The 17857-nt window shown below is 53.0% G+C and carries 12 protein-coding genes; 4 read left to right on the forward strand and 8 right to left on the reverse strand.

All coding sequences use genetic code 11. The features are described from left to right. Positions 1-27: 27 nt before the first annotated feature. The 4 genes from R3I13_RS08720 to R3I13_RS08735 are packed head-to-tail and all read left to right on the forward strand — an operon-like array spanning position 28 to position 7126. Entirely contained in the window at positions 28-1353 is a 1326-nt protein-coding gene (locus tag R3I13_RS08720) for a HAMP domain-containing sensor histidine kinase (RefSeq protein WP_346317541.1), read from the forward strand. Positions 1354-1389: 36 nt separating this feature from the next. Beyond that, complete coding sequence (locus R3I13_RS08725) at positions 1390-2787, forward strand: TolC family protein (RefSeq protein ID WP_346317542.1); 1398 nt, start codon at positions 1390-1392, stop codon at positions 2785-2787. 12 nt (positions 2788-2799) lie between these two features. Beyond that, positions 2800-6036 carry an efflux RND transporter permease subunit gene (locus R3I13_RS08730; RefSeq protein ID WP_346317543.1) on the forward strand — a complete coding sequence of 1079 codons (3237 nt, stop codon included), beginning with the start codon at positions 2800-2802 and terminating at the stop codon, positions 6034-6036. Continuing rightward, positions 6017-7126 (forward strand): efflux RND transporter periplasmic adaptor subunit, encoded by a 1110-nt coding sequence (locus tag R3I13_RS08735; RefSeq protein WP_346317544.1) that lies wholly within the window; start codon positions 6017-6019, stop codon positions 7124-7126. Before R3I13_RS08730 ends, R3I13_RS08735 begins: the two co-directional genes overlap by 20 nt. A gap of 64 nt (positions 7127-7190) precedes the next feature. Here the strand turns inward: R3I13_RS08735 and R3I13_RS08740 are convergent, their stop codons facing one another. From R3I13_RS08740 to R3I13_RS08775, 8 genes are all read right to left on the reverse strand, one after another. After that, on the reverse strand, positions 7191-7577 hold the full coding sequence (locus R3I13_RS08740; protein WP_346317545.1) for a response regulator: 387 nt from the start codon (positions 7575-7577) through the stop codon (positions 7191-7193). A 101-nt stretch (positions 7578-7678) separates the two neighbouring features. Continuing rightward, positions 7679-8590 carry a DUF5017 domain-containing protein gene (locus R3I13_RS08745; protein WP_346317546.1) on the reverse strand — a complete coding sequence of 304 codons (912 nt, stop codon included), beginning with the start codon at positions 8588-8590 and terminating at the stop codon, positions 7679-7681. Positions 8591-8619: 29 nt separating this feature from the next. After that, the gene (locus R3I13_RS08750; RefSeq protein ID WP_346317547.1) at positions 8620-10203 is read right to left on the reverse strand and encodes a RagB/SusD family nutrient uptake outer membrane protein; all 1584 of its coding nucleotides are present in this window, start codon (positions 10201-10203) and stop codon (positions 8620-8622) included. An 18-nt stretch (positions 10204-10221) separates the two neighbouring features. Beyond that, the gene (locus R3I13_RS08755) at positions 10222-13371 is read right to left on the reverse strand and encodes a TonB-dependent receptor (protein WP_346317548.1); all 3150 of its coding nucleotides are present in this window, start codon (positions 13369-13371) and stop codon (positions 10222-10224) included. A 371-nt stretch (positions 13372-13742) separates the two neighbouring features. Then, positions 13743-14186, reverse strand: coding sequence for an HAD domain-containing protein (locus R3I13_RS08760; RefSeq protein ID WP_346317549.1), 444 nt, complete (start codon positions 14184-14186; stop codon positions 13743-13745). Between the two features lie 524 nt (positions 14187-14710). Then, positions 14711-16789 carry a M3 family metallopeptidase gene (locus R3I13_RS08765; protein ID WP_346317550.1) on the reverse strand — a complete coding sequence of 693 codons (2079 nt, stop codon included), beginning with the start codon at positions 16787-16789 and terminating at the stop codon, positions 14711-14713. Between the two features lie 118 nt (positions 16790-16907). Beyond that, the gene (locus tag R3I13_RS08770) at positions 16908-17303 is read right to left on the reverse strand and encodes a hypothetical protein (RefSeq protein WP_346317551.1); all 396 of its coding nucleotides are present in this window, start codon (positions 17301-17303) and stop codon (positions 16908-16910) included. A gap of 93 nt (positions 17304-17396) precedes the next feature. Then, complete coding sequence (locus tag R3I13_RS08775) at positions 17397-17855, reverse strand: DUF1572 family protein (RefSeq protein WP_346317552.1); 459 nt, start codon at positions 17853-17855, stop codon at positions 17397-17399. Positions 17856-17857: the final 2 nt, after the last annotated feature.

The raw sequence follows: 17857 nt of genomic DNA on the forward strand, positions 1-17857 counted from the left end.
ACCTCTAAAAAAGACGAATAATAACGAATGAAACTTGTAGACAGATTCACTTTGTGGTTCCTGGGCGTTACGCTCCTGATCATACCCATCAACAGCTTCATCACTTACATGAGCATCAAAAGTGAGATAGACAAAGCTGCGGTGGAAAGGCTGAAACATGTGAACCAGCGTGTAGGCGAGGTTTTGGAAAAGGGACAGGAACCCGGTGAATACACCCAGGGCTGCCGCATTAAGGTCGTGCCCGTGGGCGACACCAAACCTGCCGACTACTACGAGATCACCGACCGCGACGTAACCCACGACCCCGACCTGAAAGACAACGACCGCAAAATAACCGTGACCAGCTGGCATACCGTGAACGGGCAGCATTACAAGATCACCTCCGGCGACTACGTAACCCGTTCCGAGCAGATCCTGGCGGGCCTGCGCATCAGCATCATTGCCAAACTTCTTATCCTCATCGCGCTGGTAGTGCTTACCGCGCGCCTTGCTTCGCGCATCGTGCTGGCGCCGTTTTACAGCACGCTCAAAAAACTCCAGCACTTCAACCTGAAAGCCAAAAAGAAACTTTCACTCCGCCCAACGCGCACCAAGGAATTCAGCGAGCTGAACACTTATGTGGGTAAAATGACGGACAAAGCGGTAGACGATTATATCTCCCTCAAAGAATTCGCCGAAAACGCCAGCCACGAGTTGCAAACGCCGCTGGCCATCATCCGCAGCAAGCTGGAACTGCTTTCTGAGTCAGACATCCGGGGAGAGCAGGCGGTGCTGATCTCCGACATGCAAAACTCGGTGGACAAGCTCACACACATCAACCGCTCGCTCGTGCTGCTGTCCCGCCTGGAAAACAACGAATACGAATCCAAAGAAGAGGTATCCTTCAGCAAATACGCCAAAGAGGCCATGGGCACGTTCGAGGACCTGATCACGCTGAAAGGCCTGAGGCTCAGCTGCCGGATCGCGGACGATGTGGACGTGAAACTGCATGCCGCGCTGGTGGATATTTTGCTGAACAACCTCATCAGCAACGCCATCCGCCACAACATCCCCAACGGCCGCATAGAAGTGGTGCTGGACAGGGATTGCCTGCGCATCATCAACACCGGCGTGCCGCCCACCGGCGATCCCGAGGAAATGTTCCAGCGCTTCAAAAAGGGTACGCAATGCAACCATTCCATCGGTATCGGTCTGTCAATTGTCAAACAGATCTGCGACATAAATTCCTTCCAGATCCGCTACCAGTTTGCCTCCGGGCTGCATGTGATCACCATCGCCTTCCCTGGTGTTTCCAACTCTTCAAAATTGCTTCAAAATGATGAGCGCTATTTGCATGAGAAAATCCAGCTTTAAAGCTGCCATGCTTTTTAATCGCTCATTTAATCTAAGATGACACAACGCTCAGCTGTTCGCATGCTGTTGCCTGTTATCTTTCTCTGCTGTACCTGGAGCGCAAAAGCACAGGTGCTGACCATGAAAGATGCAGTACAAACAGCGTTGAACAATTATGGCACGATCAAGGCCAAAGCTAACTATGTGAATGCCTCCAGGGCAACCGTACAACAAGTGAAGAGGGACTATCTTCCCAACCTGAATATCTCAGCCCAGCAGGACTATGGTACAGTGAACGGACAGAACGGACCATTATACGGCTTCGGCGGCCTGGGGGTTGCATCCTCCGGTCTTCCCCTGCCCGAACAGAACTGGAACGCCGCTTTCGGCGCGCTTTACCTTGCCAACATCAACTGGGAATTCTTCGCTTTCGGGCGCATGAAGGAAAGAGTGAAAACGGCTGAAACACTGGCCCGCCGCGACGAACACGACTGGCAGCAGGAACAATTCCGCCATGAAGTGAAAGTGGCCGCCGCCTACCTGAACCTGCTGGCCGCGCAACGCCTCACCCAGAGCTGGAGAAGGAACCTCGAAAGGGCAGACACCTTTCGTTCCGTAGTGACCCGCCGTGCCAGCAACGGCCTCATTGCAGGCGTAGATTCATCTCTCGCCAACGCCGAAGTGGCCAGCGCGCGCATTGCCCTCACCCGCTCCATAGACCTGGAACAGGAACAAAGCAACCAGCTGGCGCAGCTGATGGGCGTGGCTCCGCAGGAATTTTCGCTGGACAGCCTCTTCCTCACCCGCCTGCCCGCCGTGGTTACAGACACCCTCAGCTTCCGGGGAGACACGCATCCCGTGCTGCAATTCTATCAAAGCCGCATCGCGCTCAGCCGCGAACAGGAAAAATATATCCGTACGCTCAATTTCCCGGCATTCAGCTTCTTCAGCGTAATGCAGACCAGGGCCTCCGGCTTCAGTTCCGCTTATGCGCAAGACCAGACGGCCTTCACGCACGACTACTGGGAAGGCATCAAACCCAACCGCAGCAACTACCTGCTGGGCGTGGGCGTAACCTGGAACCTGACCAGCCCGCTGCGCGTGAAACAGCAAAGTGCCGCGCAACGCTTTACTTCGCAGGCGCTGGAAAATGAAATGACCGTGGTGGACCAGCAGCTGAAAGCACAAATGGTGCTGGCGGACGCGAAGATGAAGAACGCGCTGGACAACTACCGTGAAGCCGGCATCCAGATCAGCAGCGCATCGCAGGCCTACCTGCAGAAAACAGTGATGTACCGCAACGGGCTCAGCACGCTGGTGGATGTAACGCAGGCGCTGTATACCCTCAATCGCGCGGAGACAGACCGCGAGGTGGCATACAGCAACGTGTGGCAGGCGCTGCTGCTGAAAGCCGCTGCTGTAGGGAATTTTGGGTTATTTATCAACGAATTCTAATTATACAAGATAATGGGACTTATCAAAAGCGCGCTGAACAAACCGATCACGATACTCGTACTGGTGGCGGGATTGTTTTTCTTCGGCATCAAGGCAGTGCGGACCGTGAAGGTGGACATCTTCCCCAAGCTGGACCTGCCGGTGCTGTACATCGCGCACCCTTTTGGCGGGTATACGCCCAACCAGATGGAAGCCTTCTTCGCGAAGAACTACGTGAACATCCTGTTGTTCGTGAACGGGCTGAAATCCATCGAAACGAAAAATGTGCAGGGGCTGATGCTCATGAAGCTGAGCTTTTACCCCGGCACCAACATGAGCCAGGCCGCCGCTGAGGTTTCCGCGTTTTCCAACCGTGCCCAGGCTATTTTCCCGCCGGGCTCGCAGCCCCCGTTCATCGTGCGTTTCGACGTGTCTACGCTCCCTGTGGGCGAGCTGGTACTGAGCAGCGAAAAACGCACGAACAACGAACTGATGGACCTCGCGAATGTATACGTGCGCGCGTCCTTCACTTCCATTCCCGGCCTGGTGGCGCCGCCTCCCTTCGGTGGCAACATCCGCACAGTGGTGATCAAGGCCGATCCTGAGCAGCTGCGCGCGCACCAGCTTACGCCGGACCAGTTGGTGGAAGCCCTGCGGTTGAACAACCAGGTGGCTCCCTCGGGCAACGTGCGCATCGGCGACAAAAACTATATCACTCCTACGAATACACTCATCCGCAATGTCAAAGATTTTGAGAACATCCCGCTGTTTAAAGGCGGGGTACAGAACCTGTACCTGCGTGATGTGGCCACGGTTGAGGACGGTGCGGACATCGCCGCCGGATATGCCCTGGTGAACGGTAAACGCTCCGTGTACCTCAACGTGGCCAAGTCCGCAGATGCTTCTACCTGGGAAGTGGTGCAGAACCTGAAAAAGGCCCTCCCGCGGCTGCAGGCGCAGCTGCCGGAAGATGTGTCGCTCAGCTATGAGTTCGACCAGAGCACTTACGTGATGAACGCCGTAAAAAGCCTCATCAGCGAAGGCATCATCGGCGCGGTGCTTACCGGCCTGATGGTGGTGCTCTTCCTCGGCGACCTCCGCGGCGCGCTCATCGTGATCCTGACCATTCCCGTGTCTATCATCTCCGGCGTGCTCTTCCTCAGCCTTTTCGGGCAAACCATCAATATCATGACACTGAGCGGTCTTGCCCTGGCCATCGGCATCCTGGTGGATGAGAGTACGGTAACGATAGAAAACATCCACCAGCACCTGGATATGGGCAAGCCAAAAGCGCTGGCCATCTGGGATGCCTGTAAGGAGATCGCGTTCCCGAAACTGCTGATCCTTTTCTGTATCCTCGCCGTGTTTGCGCCCGCTTTCACCATGAGCGGCATTCCCGGCTCGCTTTTCCTGCCGCTGGCCCTGGCGATCGGCTTCTCCATGATCACTTCTTATTTCCTTTCGCAGACCTTTGTGCCCGTAATGGCCAACTGGATCATGAAAGGGCATAAGAAAACGCATGTGCCTGCGGCGGACAACGATACCTGGGACCAGAAGAAAATGCTGGTGGAACGTGCCGACAGCAACGCGGACGGGAAAGTTTCCCGCTTCGAAAAATTCCGTGCCCGTTTCATGCGCTTTATTGACAGGATCATGCCTTACCGTGTGCCCATCGTGATCGCGTACCTCGTGATCATCAGCGGGCTGGCCGTATGGCTGCTTTCCGGCATCGGGCGCGACGTGCTGCCGCGCACCAACGGCGGCCAGTTCCAGGTGAGGATCAGGGCCGAAGAAGGCACGCGTATGGAACGCACCGAAGCCAAAACGCTCACCGCGCTGAAGGCCATCGAAGAAGTGGTGGGGAAAGAAAATATTTCCATCACCTCCGCTTACGTAGGCCAGCACCCGGCACTGTTTTCCGTAAGCCCCATCTACCTGTTCATGGCGGGGCCGCACGAAGCGGTGATACAGGTAAGCCTGAACAAGGAAAAACATTTTGAGCTGGATGAAGTAAAAGAGCAGATCCGTGAAAAGCTGAAGAAGCAGGCGCCGGACCTCCAGCTTTCCTTCGAGCCTATCGAGCTGACCGATAAGATCCTCGCCCAGGGCTCGCCCACGCCGATAGAAGTGCGTATCTCGGGCAGGAATAAAAAGCAGAATGAAGAATATGCGAACAAGGTAATAGACAAGCTGAAGCAGATATCCTACATGCGCGACGTACAGCTGATGCAGAGCACCAAGTACCCGGCCATCAACATCGAAGTGGACCGTACCCGCCTGGCGCAGCTGAACGTGGATATGACCGACGTAACACGCTCGCTGATCGCTTCCACCTCTTCTTCCCGCCTCACGGAAAAGAACGTGTGGGTAGATGAAAGGGCCGGCCTGATGTACAGCGTGCAGGTGCAGATACCGGAAAATAAAATGAACAGCCTTGACGAGATCGCGGAAATACCGCTGATGAAAAACGCTGCAAGACCGGTGCTGGGTGATGTGGCTACTATCAAACAGGAAACCACGTATGGCGAGAACGACAACCTGGGCGCCATGCCTACCTTGTCTGTAACCGCCAACCTCAACAATATAGACCTTGGCACAGCCTCAACAGCCCTGAAAGAAGCGATCGCTTCGCTGGGCGAGCTGCCGCGCGGCCTGACCGTAGAGCCGGTGGGCATGAGCAACACCCTCACCGAAACACTGGATAACCTGCAAAGCGGCCTGCTCGTGGCGGTAGTGGTGATATTCCTGATGCTGGCGGCCAACTTCCAGAGCTTCAGCGTATCATTCGTAGTGCTCACCACGGTGCCTGCTGTAATACTCGGTTCGCTGCTGCTGCTGAATATCACGGGCAGCACGCTCAACCTGCAATCGTATATGGGCATTATCATGTCTGTAGGCGTATCCATTTCCAACGCGGTGCTGCTGATCACGAATGCGGAGCACCTGCGAAGACACAACGGCGATTCGACCGCGAGCGCCAGGGAAGCGGCTGCGCTGAGGCTCAGGCCGATCCTGATGACGAGCCTTGCGATGGTGGCCGGTATGATACCGATGGCGATCGGCCACGGCGAAGGCGGAGACCAGGTGTCTCCCCTCGGCCGCGCGGTGATCGGCGGGCTGGTGGCTTCCACAGCCGCTGCGCTGCTGATCCTGCCGCTGGTATTTGCCATGGTGCAGAAAAAAGCGTCCATTGCTTCCGTTTCCCTTGATCCAGAAAATAAAGAAAGTAAACATTATATATCCTCCCTGTATGATCACAATCATCAATAGAACGCCGGCGCGTGTACTGATGGCGGCAGTGCTGCTGGCCGGATGCGGCGTTTCGCAAAGCAAACCGGATAATAAAAAATCCGAAGAGGCGCTGCCCGCGGCAGTGAGCACCTTTGCGCTGGAAAAACAGATATTCTCCGCCTCCCTCAGGATGCCCGGCGAGCTGGTGGCATTTCAGCAGGTAGACCTTTACGCGAAGGTGAACAGCTTTGTAAGAAAGCTCTACGTGGATGTGGGCTCTAATGTAAGCGCGGGCCAGGTGCTTGCCACGATGGAAGCGCCCGAACTGAGCAGCCAGCTGGCAGGCGCGGAATCGCGGCTGCGCAGCCAGGAGGCCGTATACCTGGCCAGCAAGGCTAATTACGACCGCCTGTATCAAACCAGTCTTACGCCAGGCACCGTGTCGCAAAACGACCTGGACCTTGCGCTGGCCAAACAGAAATCAGACTTCGCACAGCAGGAAGCAGCCCGCGCCGCTTACCGCGAAATTTCCGATACCCGCAATTACCTGGAGATCCGCGCCCCCTTTGCCGGCGTGATCAGCAGCCGCAACGTGAGCGCAGGCGCCTATGTGGGCCCTTCAGGCAAAGGTTCGGAAATGCCGCTGTTCACTTTGCAGGAACAAAAGAAACTGCGCCTGGTGCTGGCCATACCCGAGGCATATACCGCTTACCTGGGCAGCAAAAGCGATGTGAAATTCACCGTGAAATCGCTGCCCGGCCAGGAGTTCAAAGCTACGGTGAACCGCCTCTCCGGTACGCTGGATACCAGGTTGAGAAGCCAGCGCGTGGAAATGGATGTGACCAACAACGATAAAAAACTGCTGCCCGGCATGGTGGCGGAAGTGAGCATCCCGCTCAACACGGCAGACAGCGTGTTTGTAGTGCCTTCCACGGCCGTAGCCAACAGCACGGAAAAAATATTCGTCATCCGCGTGAGGAACGGTAAAGCAGAATGGGTGGACGTGCGGAAAGGACGGGAAGCAGATGGAAAAACGGAAATATTCGGGGACTTACAGCCCGGAGATATGCTTATGGAAAAGGCCAATGATGAAGTACGGAACGGATCAGCGGTGACGCCTCAAAAGTAACGAATCAGAGACTGGACATGTGAAGGGGAACAGCACGGTGATAGGTGTTGTTCCCCTTAAGTTTTTAGTTGAAATACCGCTTCAGTATCTCTTTCAGCGAAGAGATGCTGTATTGTTTCACCACGTAATCCGCGGCGCCCATTGCTTTGGTATCCTGTATGTCTTTCGGGTCTGAAGAAGTGGAATAGATCACCACGGGAATGTCCGCCAGCAAAGGATTTGATTTGATAGCGTTCAGGCAGTCCCTGCCGGTCATGCGCGGCATGTTCAGGTCCAGGAAAATGTAGGTGGGAACAAAGTTCTCTTCCTGTTGCAGCATTTGCAGTCCTTTTACACCATCATCCGCGGTCAGGCAAAATACTTCCCCGTTTATATCCTGCAACGCGAGTTTGAATATTTCCTGGTCGTCCCTATCATCATCTATCAACAGGCAGCTGAGTTTGTGCTTCATTTGGATGAACTGTCTTTTAAGCAGATAAAGTTACCAAAAAGACAAAAAATAATATAGCCCGGCGCGTAATGCCGGGCTATATTTTACGGAAAGGTTGTATATCAGGGCACTATGGTCAGCGTCATTTCTTTTACAACAGTTTTTACGTCGGTTGAACTGGTGTTGGAGCCCACGAAAGTGACAACATAAGTACCGGGTGTGCGGAACACGTAGCTGTAGCTTTCCTTACGTTTGCTATAATCCTTGATGGCCAAGCCTTTATCGGGCGCTACTTTCGTTACCCAGATGGGTTTGGTGATCATCCAGTCTTCGGAAGTTTCCAGCGTGCTGGCCGGTGAAAACTGGATATTGTCTGCGGATACGGCCCATTTGTTGGCCCTGTTGATCACGTCTACCGCCAGCCAGCCAGCTGAAGTATGGCTCACCAGCGTGTTGGGCGCGCCGCCGGGCTGGGTGCCGGTGAGCGAAAAGCCCAGGATGCGCCAGGTGCGCTGCGTTGGCGTAGTGCCTGCCGGTTTTTCACCAACGTATTGGAAGCCGATGTAGAGCGGTTTGCCCCTCACCACCAGGTCTGAAAGATCGGCTTTCCCTGAAGGAGTGTTCGCGCTGAGACCGCCGGCCGGCGCTGTGGCCAGGGTGAAGCGGTTGGTGATATCCACCCAATTGGTGTTTTTTACATTGGCGGAATCGTAGATACCTGAAAACTCATTGGAAGCCACTACTTTCAGGTTGTTCGTTTGACTGCCGTACAGCACCCGGCTGACGAATTCCAGCTCGGTAACGCCCGCTTCTGTATCCGTGCGGTCTTTGTAACGGTATTCTTTACCCGGCTCGCCGGAATAGAACGTGATGATATCCGGCTCGCCGGAGAAAGTAAACAGCACGGAGTCGCCGGCTTTGTATTCTGCTTTTCCGGCGCGGGCTTCAAAGGCCGGAAGTTCTACCACATCCCGCTTGCAGGCGAAGAGGAGGCTGAGGGCGGCCAGGGGAAGTATGTTCTTATATTGAGACATTGTGATCTTTTATGAGTTGCTGAATCAGGTTACCATTCCGGGTTTTGAACAAGTGCTTTGTTGATGGCCATTTCGGAGCTGGGAATGGGCAGCAGAAGGTGACGCTGGCCCAGGTTGTCGCCATGGCGGGAAGCATATTTGTAAGCCGCGGGCGCCGTAGTGGTGATCTCGTTGGCGAGGTCTTTCATCGTGGAGATATAAATGCCCCAGCGGATGAGGTCGTGGCGGCGGATGGCTTCAAAACCCAACTCCAGCGAACGTTCTTTGCGTACGGCTTCGCGGAAAGACACCTGGTCCAGACCGCCCGGCAGGTCCGCATCCGCAGCCGGGTCGGGAGGCGCGGGCAGCAGCAGGCCGTAAGCTCTTTTTCTCACCTGGTTCACCGCTGCATAAGCATCCGCGGTAGGGCCGCTCAGCTCGTTCTCCGCTTCGGCAAACATCAGCAGCACGTCTGAATAGCGTAGAATGGGAAAGTTAATGGAAGAGGTGTTGATATTCTTGGGCAGCGCGGTTTCATATTCCCTTCTCCATTTCGCATTGCAACGGTTGTAAATGGAAGTGGCAGGATAGGGGATCTTGGAATTCGGCACGCCGCCAACGGTGCCGTAGTAATAGGAATTGCTGGTCCAGTCGCGGCGGAGATCGCCTGCGGCGAATGCGCGGTAATACCTTTCCGTGATGTGCACGGCGCCGTAGCTGTACATGCTGCGGTCAGACGAACCGATGCCGTTGATGGAGCCCACGGAGCCTTCTTCATCCTGGCTGCCGTTGTTCACTTTATTGAATTCCACCTCCCAGAGCACTTCCCTGGTATCGTATTTATCCTGGCACTGGTTGATGAAGATCTGTTTGTAATCCGGGTTGAGCGCATGCCCGTTCGCCGGTTCCATAGCCTTCAGCGCCCATTTACGGGCCTCTGCCCAGCGCGATGCATCGTTTAAGGGATAACCCGCCATCTTGAGGTTCACCCTCGCCAGGATGCCCCACACAACAGATTTGGTGATGCGGCTGTTGTAGGTGTAGGCAGAGATCGGGTTCACGAGGTCCGCAGCTGCTTCCATATCTTTTACAATGAATGCATAGATCTGCGCAGAAGGCGTCCTGGCGCGGCTTACGTCGTTCACGTCCTTGATGGATTCAAGCCGGACCGGCACCTCGCCCCAGTTGCTCACGAGCATGAAATAATAATATGCCCGCAGGAAAAGCGCCTGGCCTTTGGCAGCCTTGCGTTTGGCTTCGTCCATCTGCAGGTCCGCATTATCAATATTCTCCAAAAAAACATTCGCCCGATTGATGCCCTGGTACAGCAGGTTCCAGAGGTTGTTCACCTTCGTGTCGGACGAGGTGTAGTTGTTGATGGAGAGGTCAATGGTGGTGGAAGACAGGGCGTTGAAACCTTCATCGCTCATATCCAGTTCGAAAAAGAGCGTACGGCCGTAGGTGCCGGTTTTGCCCAGCGGGTCGTAAATGCCGCTGAGCGCGGTGTTTACGTCGTTCTCGGTTTTGAAATAATTTTTCGGCAACGGGAAGTCCGTCGGCGTTTTATCCAGGAATTTGTTGCAGGATATGGCGCCGGTAGACAATATCAGGAAGCTATACAGGATGTATTTCATGTTCTCGCCATTTTAGAATTAGAAGGTAACGTTTAAGCCTATGGTAGCTGTTTTCGGCCGCGGGTAAGCGGAATAGTCGAAGCCGGGCGTAAGCGCGCTGTTGCGGATGGATACTTCGGGATCGTAGCCGGAGTAATTCGTCCAGGTGTAAAGGTTCTGCGCGGAAGCATACACACGGACGGCGCTGATCTTCGCTCTTCTCAGCATGCGCTGCGGGAGGTTGTAACCCAGCTGCACCGTTTTGAGGCGGAGGAAAGAACCGTCTTCCACCATCCAGGTGGCGTAGGTCTTGAGCGTGGTGCCCTTCACCCGCGGGATGTTGGATTCCGGGTTCTCCGGGCTCCAGTGGTTCGCGTAGGAAGCATATTGGTTCGTATTGTATTTGTAGCCGGTTTCCAGCATCAGGCGGTTGGCGTTGTAGATGTCGTTGCCATAGCTCCACTGGAAGAAAATGCCGAGATCAAAACCTTTGTATTCAAAGTTGTTGCTGAAGCCGCCGGTATGCACGGGCAGCGGGTTCCCGATCACGGTCTTGTCGTAGTCGTCTATCAGCAGGTCGCCGTTCAGGTCTTTGTATTTGATGTCGCCGGGCTGCACATTGGTGCGCACTTCGCCATTAGCGGTCACATTGTCTTTCAGGATATAATTGTTACCCACTTTATCGAAGTCGGAATATTTGTACACGCCGTCTGAAACATGGCCGTAGAACTGTGCCACGGGCGCGCCCACTTTCGCAATGTATGCCGGTATCAGCACCCAGTCGTCGCCCCAGTACTGGGTGGTGAGCATAGACAGCTCGTTTTCCGCCAGCTCCAGCACTTTGTTGCGGTTGAAGGAAATGTTGAAACTGGAATTCCAGTTGAAATCTTTTCTTTTCACGACATTGGCGAAGAGGCTGATCTCCAGGCCCTGGTTGCGCACCTTGCCGATGTTCTTGAACTGTGACGCATAACCGGTGCTGCCGGGAAGATTGGCATTCAGCAGCAGGTTGCTGGTGTTTTTGCGGTAGAGGTCCACGGCCAGTTTGATGCGGTCTTCAAAGAAACCGAGATCCAGCCCGATGTCTGTCTGCGCGGTCCTTTCCCATTTCAGGTCGGGGTTGCCCATGGAACCGGGATAGCTACCCGGGTTCTGGATATTGCCGAATGAATAACCGCCGGTGGTGGGCGTGATGTAGTTCATGTAGTTAGAAAAATTGCCCACGTTGTTGTTGCCCGTAATGCCCCAGCTGGTGCGCAGTTTGGCATCTGAAATGAAACGCAGCGGTTCCATGAAAGGCTCTGCGCCAAAGCGCCATGCGAGCGCGCCGGAAGGGAAGGAACCCCAGCGGTTGCCGTTGCTGAAGCGGGAAGAACCGTCTGTACGGAACGATGCGGTGAAGAGGTATTTGGATTTGATGTTGTAGTTCACACGTCCAAGGAAGGATGCGAGGCTCCAGGCAGAAGAAGTGGAGGAGATGGATAATGGAACGCCCTCATCCAATCCGCTCAGGCCCAAACCTTCGTTGGGCAGCAGTTTGGCGTAAGCGCCGAATGCATTGCTGCTGCCTTCCTGCATAGTGAAACCGCCGAGTACAGACAGGCTCTGGTGCTGGTTGATCTTTTTATTCCAGGTGAGGGTGTTCTCATTTAGCCAGCTGGTGGAGTTGATATACGTCATGCCGCCGTTCACCTGGTTGTTTGTGGTGGGGTTGCCGCTGCGGGAAAGCCCGTTGTTGAACACGTCTACGCGGGTGGCGCCTTTGGTGTAGCCGATGCTGCTCCTGAATTTCAGGCTGGGCAGGATGGCGTATTCGCCGTAAGCATTGATGGAAAAGTTGTCGTTATAGTTTTCGCGGAGTTCGTTTTTGGTAGTGATGATAGGGTTCCACCTGAAATCGAAGCCCGGTTCCACCTCGGGATCGGTCCCTTCTTCGATGAGATTGGTGGTGGAGTTGAGCAGCGTGATGGGGCGGTACGCCCATACGCTGAAGAGCAGGTTCAGCTCGTTGTTGTAGTTGCTGGATGAAGTGGGTGTGCCGTAACGTTTTACGTTGGCATACGCGGCGTTCATGCCTACCTTCAGCTTGTTGTTCACGCTGTGATCCAGGCTCAGGCGGCCTTGCAGCCTTTTAAAACCGGAGTTGATGATGATGCCCTGCTGGTCGAAATAAGAGAAGGACGCGTTGAACTTCGTTTTGTCGTTGCCGCCGCCAAGGGAAAGGTGATGGCTTTGCATGGGGGCGGTTTGCATTACCTGGTCTTCCCAGTTGATGCCCTGCACGTTGTTATAATATTCCAGGGGCAGGGTATCTTTCACGCCATTTTCGTTCCTGACGCGGTAAAGCGTCATGGTCATGATGGGGTCGATCTCGTTCTGCAGCTTGATGAACTCGTAAGGGCTCAATACAGCGAGGCGTTTGTTGCTTTCCTGCCAGCCGAAGTAAGTATTGTAATTAATGGCGGTTTTACCTGCTTTACCGCGTTTGGTGGTGATCACCACTACGCCGTTGGCGCCGCGCGCGCCGTAGATGGCAGTGGCGGAAGCGTCTTTGAGGATGTCGATAGACTCGATATCTGCCGGGTCCAGCGCGTTGATGGGATTGCTTTCGTTGTCGCCGCCGGGGTCTTCCAGGGGGAAGCCGTCTATGACGAACAGCGGCGAGTTCTTTTGGGTCACGGAGTTACCGCCGCGGATCACGATGTCGATAGCAGCGCCGGGGCGGCCTTCGGAGGAGGTGACCTGTACGCCGGCCACGCGGCCTGCCAGGGCCTCGTCGAAAGACTTCACCGGGGCTTTTTGAAGATCGGCCACGTTCACGCTGCCTACCGAGCCTGTGAGGTCTTTACGCTGAACAGTGCCGTAACCCACTACCACGACCTGTTTCAGGGCCTGCGGGTCCTGCGTGAGCATGGCGTTGTATACGGTGACTTTGGTGAGCGGCAGTTCTTTGGTGAGGAAGCCGATGCTGGAGAAGACCAGCGTTCCTTTCAGTTCCCGGGGGCTCAGGGAAAATACGCCGGCTTCGTTGGTGGCTGTGCCTGTTTTAGTGCCTTTCACCATAACGGATACACCGGCCAATGGTTCCCCATCTTCCCCGGTCACCCTGCCGGTGATCTTAACGGCCTGCGCTGCTGATGTGAGGGATGCCAGCACCAGCAACAGAATAGCGAATGTTGTTTGTTTCATTAGCGTATTTGTGGTTGATATGTTTCGAGATACTTGCGTTTATGTCCGTGGTATGCGTCGCGATGTTATCAAAGCAATGGTTGAAATGCGTATAGGTTACGTGGCTGGTCCGGGAAAAACCGGTACTTACTTAGTTAATTATTTTAAAAGTGAGCTTCAAATTAATAATTAATATTTTAATACTGTACTACTTTTTAAATAAAATTATTTATTAGGGCGATTTGATACAAAAATGATAATTAATGAAGCGAGAGAAGGATAAACGGGTTAGAAAGTATAGGAGGTATAGGGGGGAATCCGGAAACTAAAAAGCCGGAACATTTCCGGCCTTTCTCTTATAAGTGATTTTTACTATTAAACTTGGTTCAGCATTAAGCTTTGGAATAAACACTTTGTAGGAGTTCTTCTGTAAGTCCCACATATGAGCTGGTCTGTATTAAATGCGCCTTTAAAAAGTCAGGAAGTTCGTTTAAGGACTTATCATCATCGATAATTACAAAATCCTCAGTGAAATTATTCAAATCGAACCAATTGATGATCTCATCTTTACGGCTAAGATTATGAATGTTGGCCGGAAGGGATTTTATATTTTCAATATTAATACCTCTGTTTTGGAAAAGATCTTTCCAGGTCTCGATATTAAAAGTTGACTTATGCGATGTAGTGAGCATAATAGTAGCACCCTCAGAAATTAAATTCTGAAGTGCAATAGTCGCTTTGCTGCTAAAAGCAGGAAATCCATCATTCAAAAATTCAGGACTTTTCCAGCCTTTGGCCGGTACCATAACACCATCTATATCTAAGAAAATCAACATGATTCTGCGAAATTACAGATTGTTTTAACATTTCGGCGAGTTCGTCAATTGATATGTTATTATAATTTGCATCATGCTCATTTAACAGGCTAATTTTCTCTGCGGTATCCCAATCGGTTTCTTCAAAATTCACTGATCGCCAATTGATCGTATTCATTGCTGATGTGCGGACAGACGGAGTTGTGTTGATGGAATATTTTGCCAGGAGAGATGCCAAATACCTGTGATGACCATCACAAATCATACTGTTTACAACTTTGATTCTGTAAACCTGATCCCAACCAGCATCTTTCTATATATTCTGTCAATAATAGGCACGCATAATTTTGGTTGTGTGCAACTCAAAGTGAATTTATTTTCCGAAACAAATTTCTGAACGACTTCTTTTGTAATGTTCTTCAATATTACTGCTTTTAGGCAGCAAATATATTTTGGGAGGGAAAGCGAACAAAATTGTTCTCTTCTAAAATTTTCCAACTGTTAATAGCATTATTCTAAATTTTCTGCTTTCCATTGAATGCATTTTAATTCTCCAACCCCCTGCTTTTCAGCAAAAACTTTACTTCCGGCGCGCGCTGGCGGAATGCTTTGTACAGGTCCATCGGTTCTACGGTGCCGCCTTTTTCCAGCACGTTCGTGCGGAAAGACTTGGCAGTGGCGGGATCGAAAATGTTGCCCGTTTCCTTGAAGGCGGCGAAGGCATCGTTGTCCAGCACTTCAGACCAGATGTAGCTGTAATAGCCTGCTGAATAACCGCCGGAGAAAATATGCTGGAAGTAAGTGCTCCTGTAACGCGGCGCGATCTGCGGGATGAGGCCCAGCTTGTCCATCTGCTGTTTTTCAAACGCTGGCGCGTCCACTTTTGTGCCGGCGGGCAGGGTGTGATAGTTCATGTCCAGCAGGGAAGCAGCCAGGTATTCCACGGTGGCAAAGCCCTGGTTGAATTTAGAAGCCTCTTTCATTTTGGCCACGAGAGCGTCCGGCACCAGTTCGCCGGTTTCATAATGTTTGGCGTACATCTTCAATACTTCCGGCTCAAATGCCCAATGCTCCATGATCTGGGAGGGCAGCTCCACGAAGTCGCGGGGAACGGAAGTGCCGGAAAGCGTTTCGTAGCGCACGTTAGAGAGCAGGCCATGCAATGCGTGGCCGAATTCGTGGAAGAAAGTTTCCACTTCATCGGGCGTGAGCAACGCGGGCTGGTTGCCGTTGGGCTTGGTGAAGTTGCATACAATGGATACAACGGGCGCGGTGCGCACGCCTTTTTCGGCAGACTGCTTGCGGTAGGAGGTCATCCATGCGCCGCCGCGCTTGGAGCTGCGCGGGAAAAAGTCCATATAGATCACCCCGATGTGCTGGCCGTTGGCTTCTTTTACTTCGTAAGCGGTCACGTCTTCCTGGTACACGGGAATGTCTTTCAGCTGCGTGAACGTGATGCCGTACAGTTTTTTTGCAGTGGCGAAAATGCCTTCGCGCACATTTTCCAGTTTGAAGTAGGGGCGCAGCTCTTCAGCGTCGTAGTTATATTTTTCCTTTCTTACTTTATCTGCGTAATAGAACCAGTCCCAGGCTTCGAGCTGTTCGTTTTTCCCTTCGCGGTCCATTACTTTTTGCATTTCCGCTGCTTCGTTCTTTGCAACGGGCAGGGCGGCGGTCCAGAGTTTGTTCAGCAGTTCATTGGCTTGGGAGGGCGTTTTGGCCATGTTCTCTTCCAGCACGAAGTCTGCATGCGAAGCATAACCGAGCAATGCCGCTTTATCCGCGCGCAGGGCGGCCAGCTGGGCTACGATGGCTTTGTTGTCGCGCTCGTCGTTGTTATTGCAGCGGTTGGTGTAGGCTTTGTACATTTTTTCGCGGAGGGCGCGGTTTTGCGCGTATTGGAGGAAAGGCATCACGCTGGCGTTGTGCAGGGTGAAGCGCCATTTGCCCTCTTTGCCGGCTTCTTTGGCAGAGGCTGCTGCTGCGGCCACTACAGAAGCGGGAAGCCCGGCAAGGTCTTCCTGCCTGTCCACGATCATTTCGAAACCATTCGTTTCGGCCAGCAGGTTCTGCCCGAATTTCACGGTGAGGAGCGACAGTTCTTTATTGATCCCGCGCATCTGCGTCTGCTGCGCTTCATTCAGCTGGGCGCCGGCGCGCACGAAGGCTTTATAAGTTTTCTCCAGCAGGCGCTGCTGCTCGGGTGTGAGCTTCAGAGAAGCGCGCTGGTCGTACACGCTTTTCACGCGGCTGAACAGCTGAGGGTTCAGGTAGATATCATCGCTGTGCTGTGCCATGCGCGGCGCAACCTGGCGGCTGAGCGCTTCCAGTTCGGGATTGGTGTTGGCGGAGGTAAGGTTAAAGAACACGGTGCCCACCTGTTGCAGCTGCTTGCCGCTTTGCTCAAGCGCCGCAATAGTATTCTCAAAGGTAGGCGCGCTTTTTACCATAGTAAGCGCTTTTATTTTTTCCTGCTGTTGCTGCATGCCTGCGTCGAATGCGGGCATAAAATGAGCGGGTTTGATATCTGCAAACGGCGGCACTTTGAAAGTAGTGCTGTAAGGCTGCAATAACGGGTTGTTGTCTGCCGGCGTTTGGGCAGACAGCGTGCTGGCTGTGGTCATACTAATGGCAAATATCAGGTTCCGGGAAATATTTTTTACCCTCATCGGTCCAGGTTTTGTTGGTAAGGTTGGTCAAAACCTAAAAATAATAAAAATCAGGGAGGGTAAAAACTCCGGCTCAGCCCCGTTTGAGGCGGATCACATGGAAACGGTCCGTCGGGATCACTTTTTTCAGGACGAGCGAGTCGCCATCGGATATGTATCCATAGGGCGCGGGAGACTGGGATGAATAAGGCATTACGCCGCGCAGGATCACGCTGTCTGCACCGCGGATGATAAACTCCTGGCTATCCAGCTTATCCTGGTTATCCTGCCCTGATTTTTTTAGAACGATGTCAAATTTATTGCCGTGGAACCAGAAGCTGACCTCGTAGATATCCACCCGTATGCCGGACTGCTCGGTATACAACACGCCGCTGTAGTAGCCATTGAAAACCGGGTGATCGCTTCCTTCTTTTTTACAGGAAGACAGCAGGAGGGAAAAGCATAGAGAGAGGCAGATGAGGGACCGCATCGGGGAGATTTGTTTTTCTTTTAACGTGCAGAAGGCTGCGGATGTTACAGCCAGGGATACCGGCGGCAGCAACGCTCCAGGCGCGGTAACGCATCAGGACTGCAATAATCTCCGGTGGTAATTTATCTGGCCCAGGTGGTAATTGACATGTCCAACGAGCTTAATAAGGAATAAATTGACCGAAAATACATTGCCGCCTATCTTTTCAGGGAATTCACGGAATGTATCTTCGTCCGTTAGATTGCCTAATACCACGGGTACTACCTCCATGGCTTTTTTCAGCTGGGAAATAATTTCTTCCCTTGCTATCCCGCGCAGGCTGAATTCCTTTTCCCGGTCCCGCACAAAGCCGTTCTGTCCCAGCACAGCGCCAACGAAATGATTAACCGCTCCTGCGATATGAAGCGCCAGGTTTCCTGCCGAGTTGTTAATATCACCCTCTTTAATCCAGAGGGCATCTTCATTTTTATACAACTCTACTTCAGCTATTGTTTTTTGAAGTCCGTCTGAAAGTAATTTTGATATGGAGGATACAGTCGATTCTGTTGTCATGC

This window comes from Chitinophaga sp. YIM B06452, from assembly GCF_039655965.1.
GTDB lineage: Bacteria > Bacteroidota > Bacteroidia > Chitinophagales > Chitinophagaceae > Chitinophaga.

Excerpts from the sequence above, each read along its gene's own strand:
- R3I13_RS08720 (WP_346317541.1), top strand. The coding sequence starts at position 28 with ATGAAACTTGTAGACAGATTCACTTTGTGGTTCCTGGGCGTTACGCTC.
- R3I13_RS08725 (WP_346317542.1), top strand. The coding sequence starts at position 1,390 with ATGACACAACGCTCAGCTGTTCGCATGCTGTTGCCTGTTATCTTTCTC.
- R3I13_RS08730 (WP_346317543.1), top strand. The coding sequence starts at position 2,800 with ATGGGACTTATCAAAAGCGCGCTGAACAAACCGATCACGATACTCGTA.
- R3I13_RS08735 (WP_346317544.1), top strand. The coding sequence starts at position 6,017 with ATGATCACAATCATCAATAGAACGCCGGCGCGTGTACTGATGGCGGCA.
- R3I13_RS08740 (WP_346317545.1), bottom strand. The coding sequence starts at position 7,577 with ATGAAGCACAAACTCAGCTGCCTGTTGATAGATGATGATAGGGACGAC.
- R3I13_RS08745 (WP_346317546.1), bottom strand. The coding sequence starts at position 8,590 with ATGTCTCAATATAAGAACATACTTCCCCTGGCCGCCCTCAGCCTCCTC.
- R3I13_RS08750 (WP_346317547.1), bottom strand. The coding sequence starts at position 10,203 with ATGAAATACATCCTGTATAGCTTCCTGATATTGTCTACCGGCGCCATA.
- R3I13_RS08755 (WP_346317548.1), bottom strand. The coding sequence starts at position 13,371 with ATGAAACAAACAACATTCGCTATTCTGTTGCTGGTGCTGGCATCCCTC.
- R3I13_RS08760 (WP_346317549.1), bottom strand. The coding sequence starts at position 14,186 with ATGTTGATTTTCTTAGATATAGATGGTGTTATGGTACCGGCCAAAGGC.
- R3I13_RS08765 (WP_346317550.1), bottom strand. The coding sequence starts at position 16,789 with ATGACCACAGCCAGCACGCTGTCTGCCCAAACGCCGGCAGACAACAAC.
- R3I13_RS08770 (WP_346317551.1), bottom strand. The coding sequence starts at position 17,303 with ATGCGGTCCCTCATCTGCCTCTCTCTATGCTTTTCCCTCCTGCTGTCT.
- R3I13_RS08775 (WP_346317552.1), bottom strand. The coding sequence starts at position 17,855 with ATGACAACAGAATCGACTGTATCCTCCATATCAAAATTACTTTCAGAC.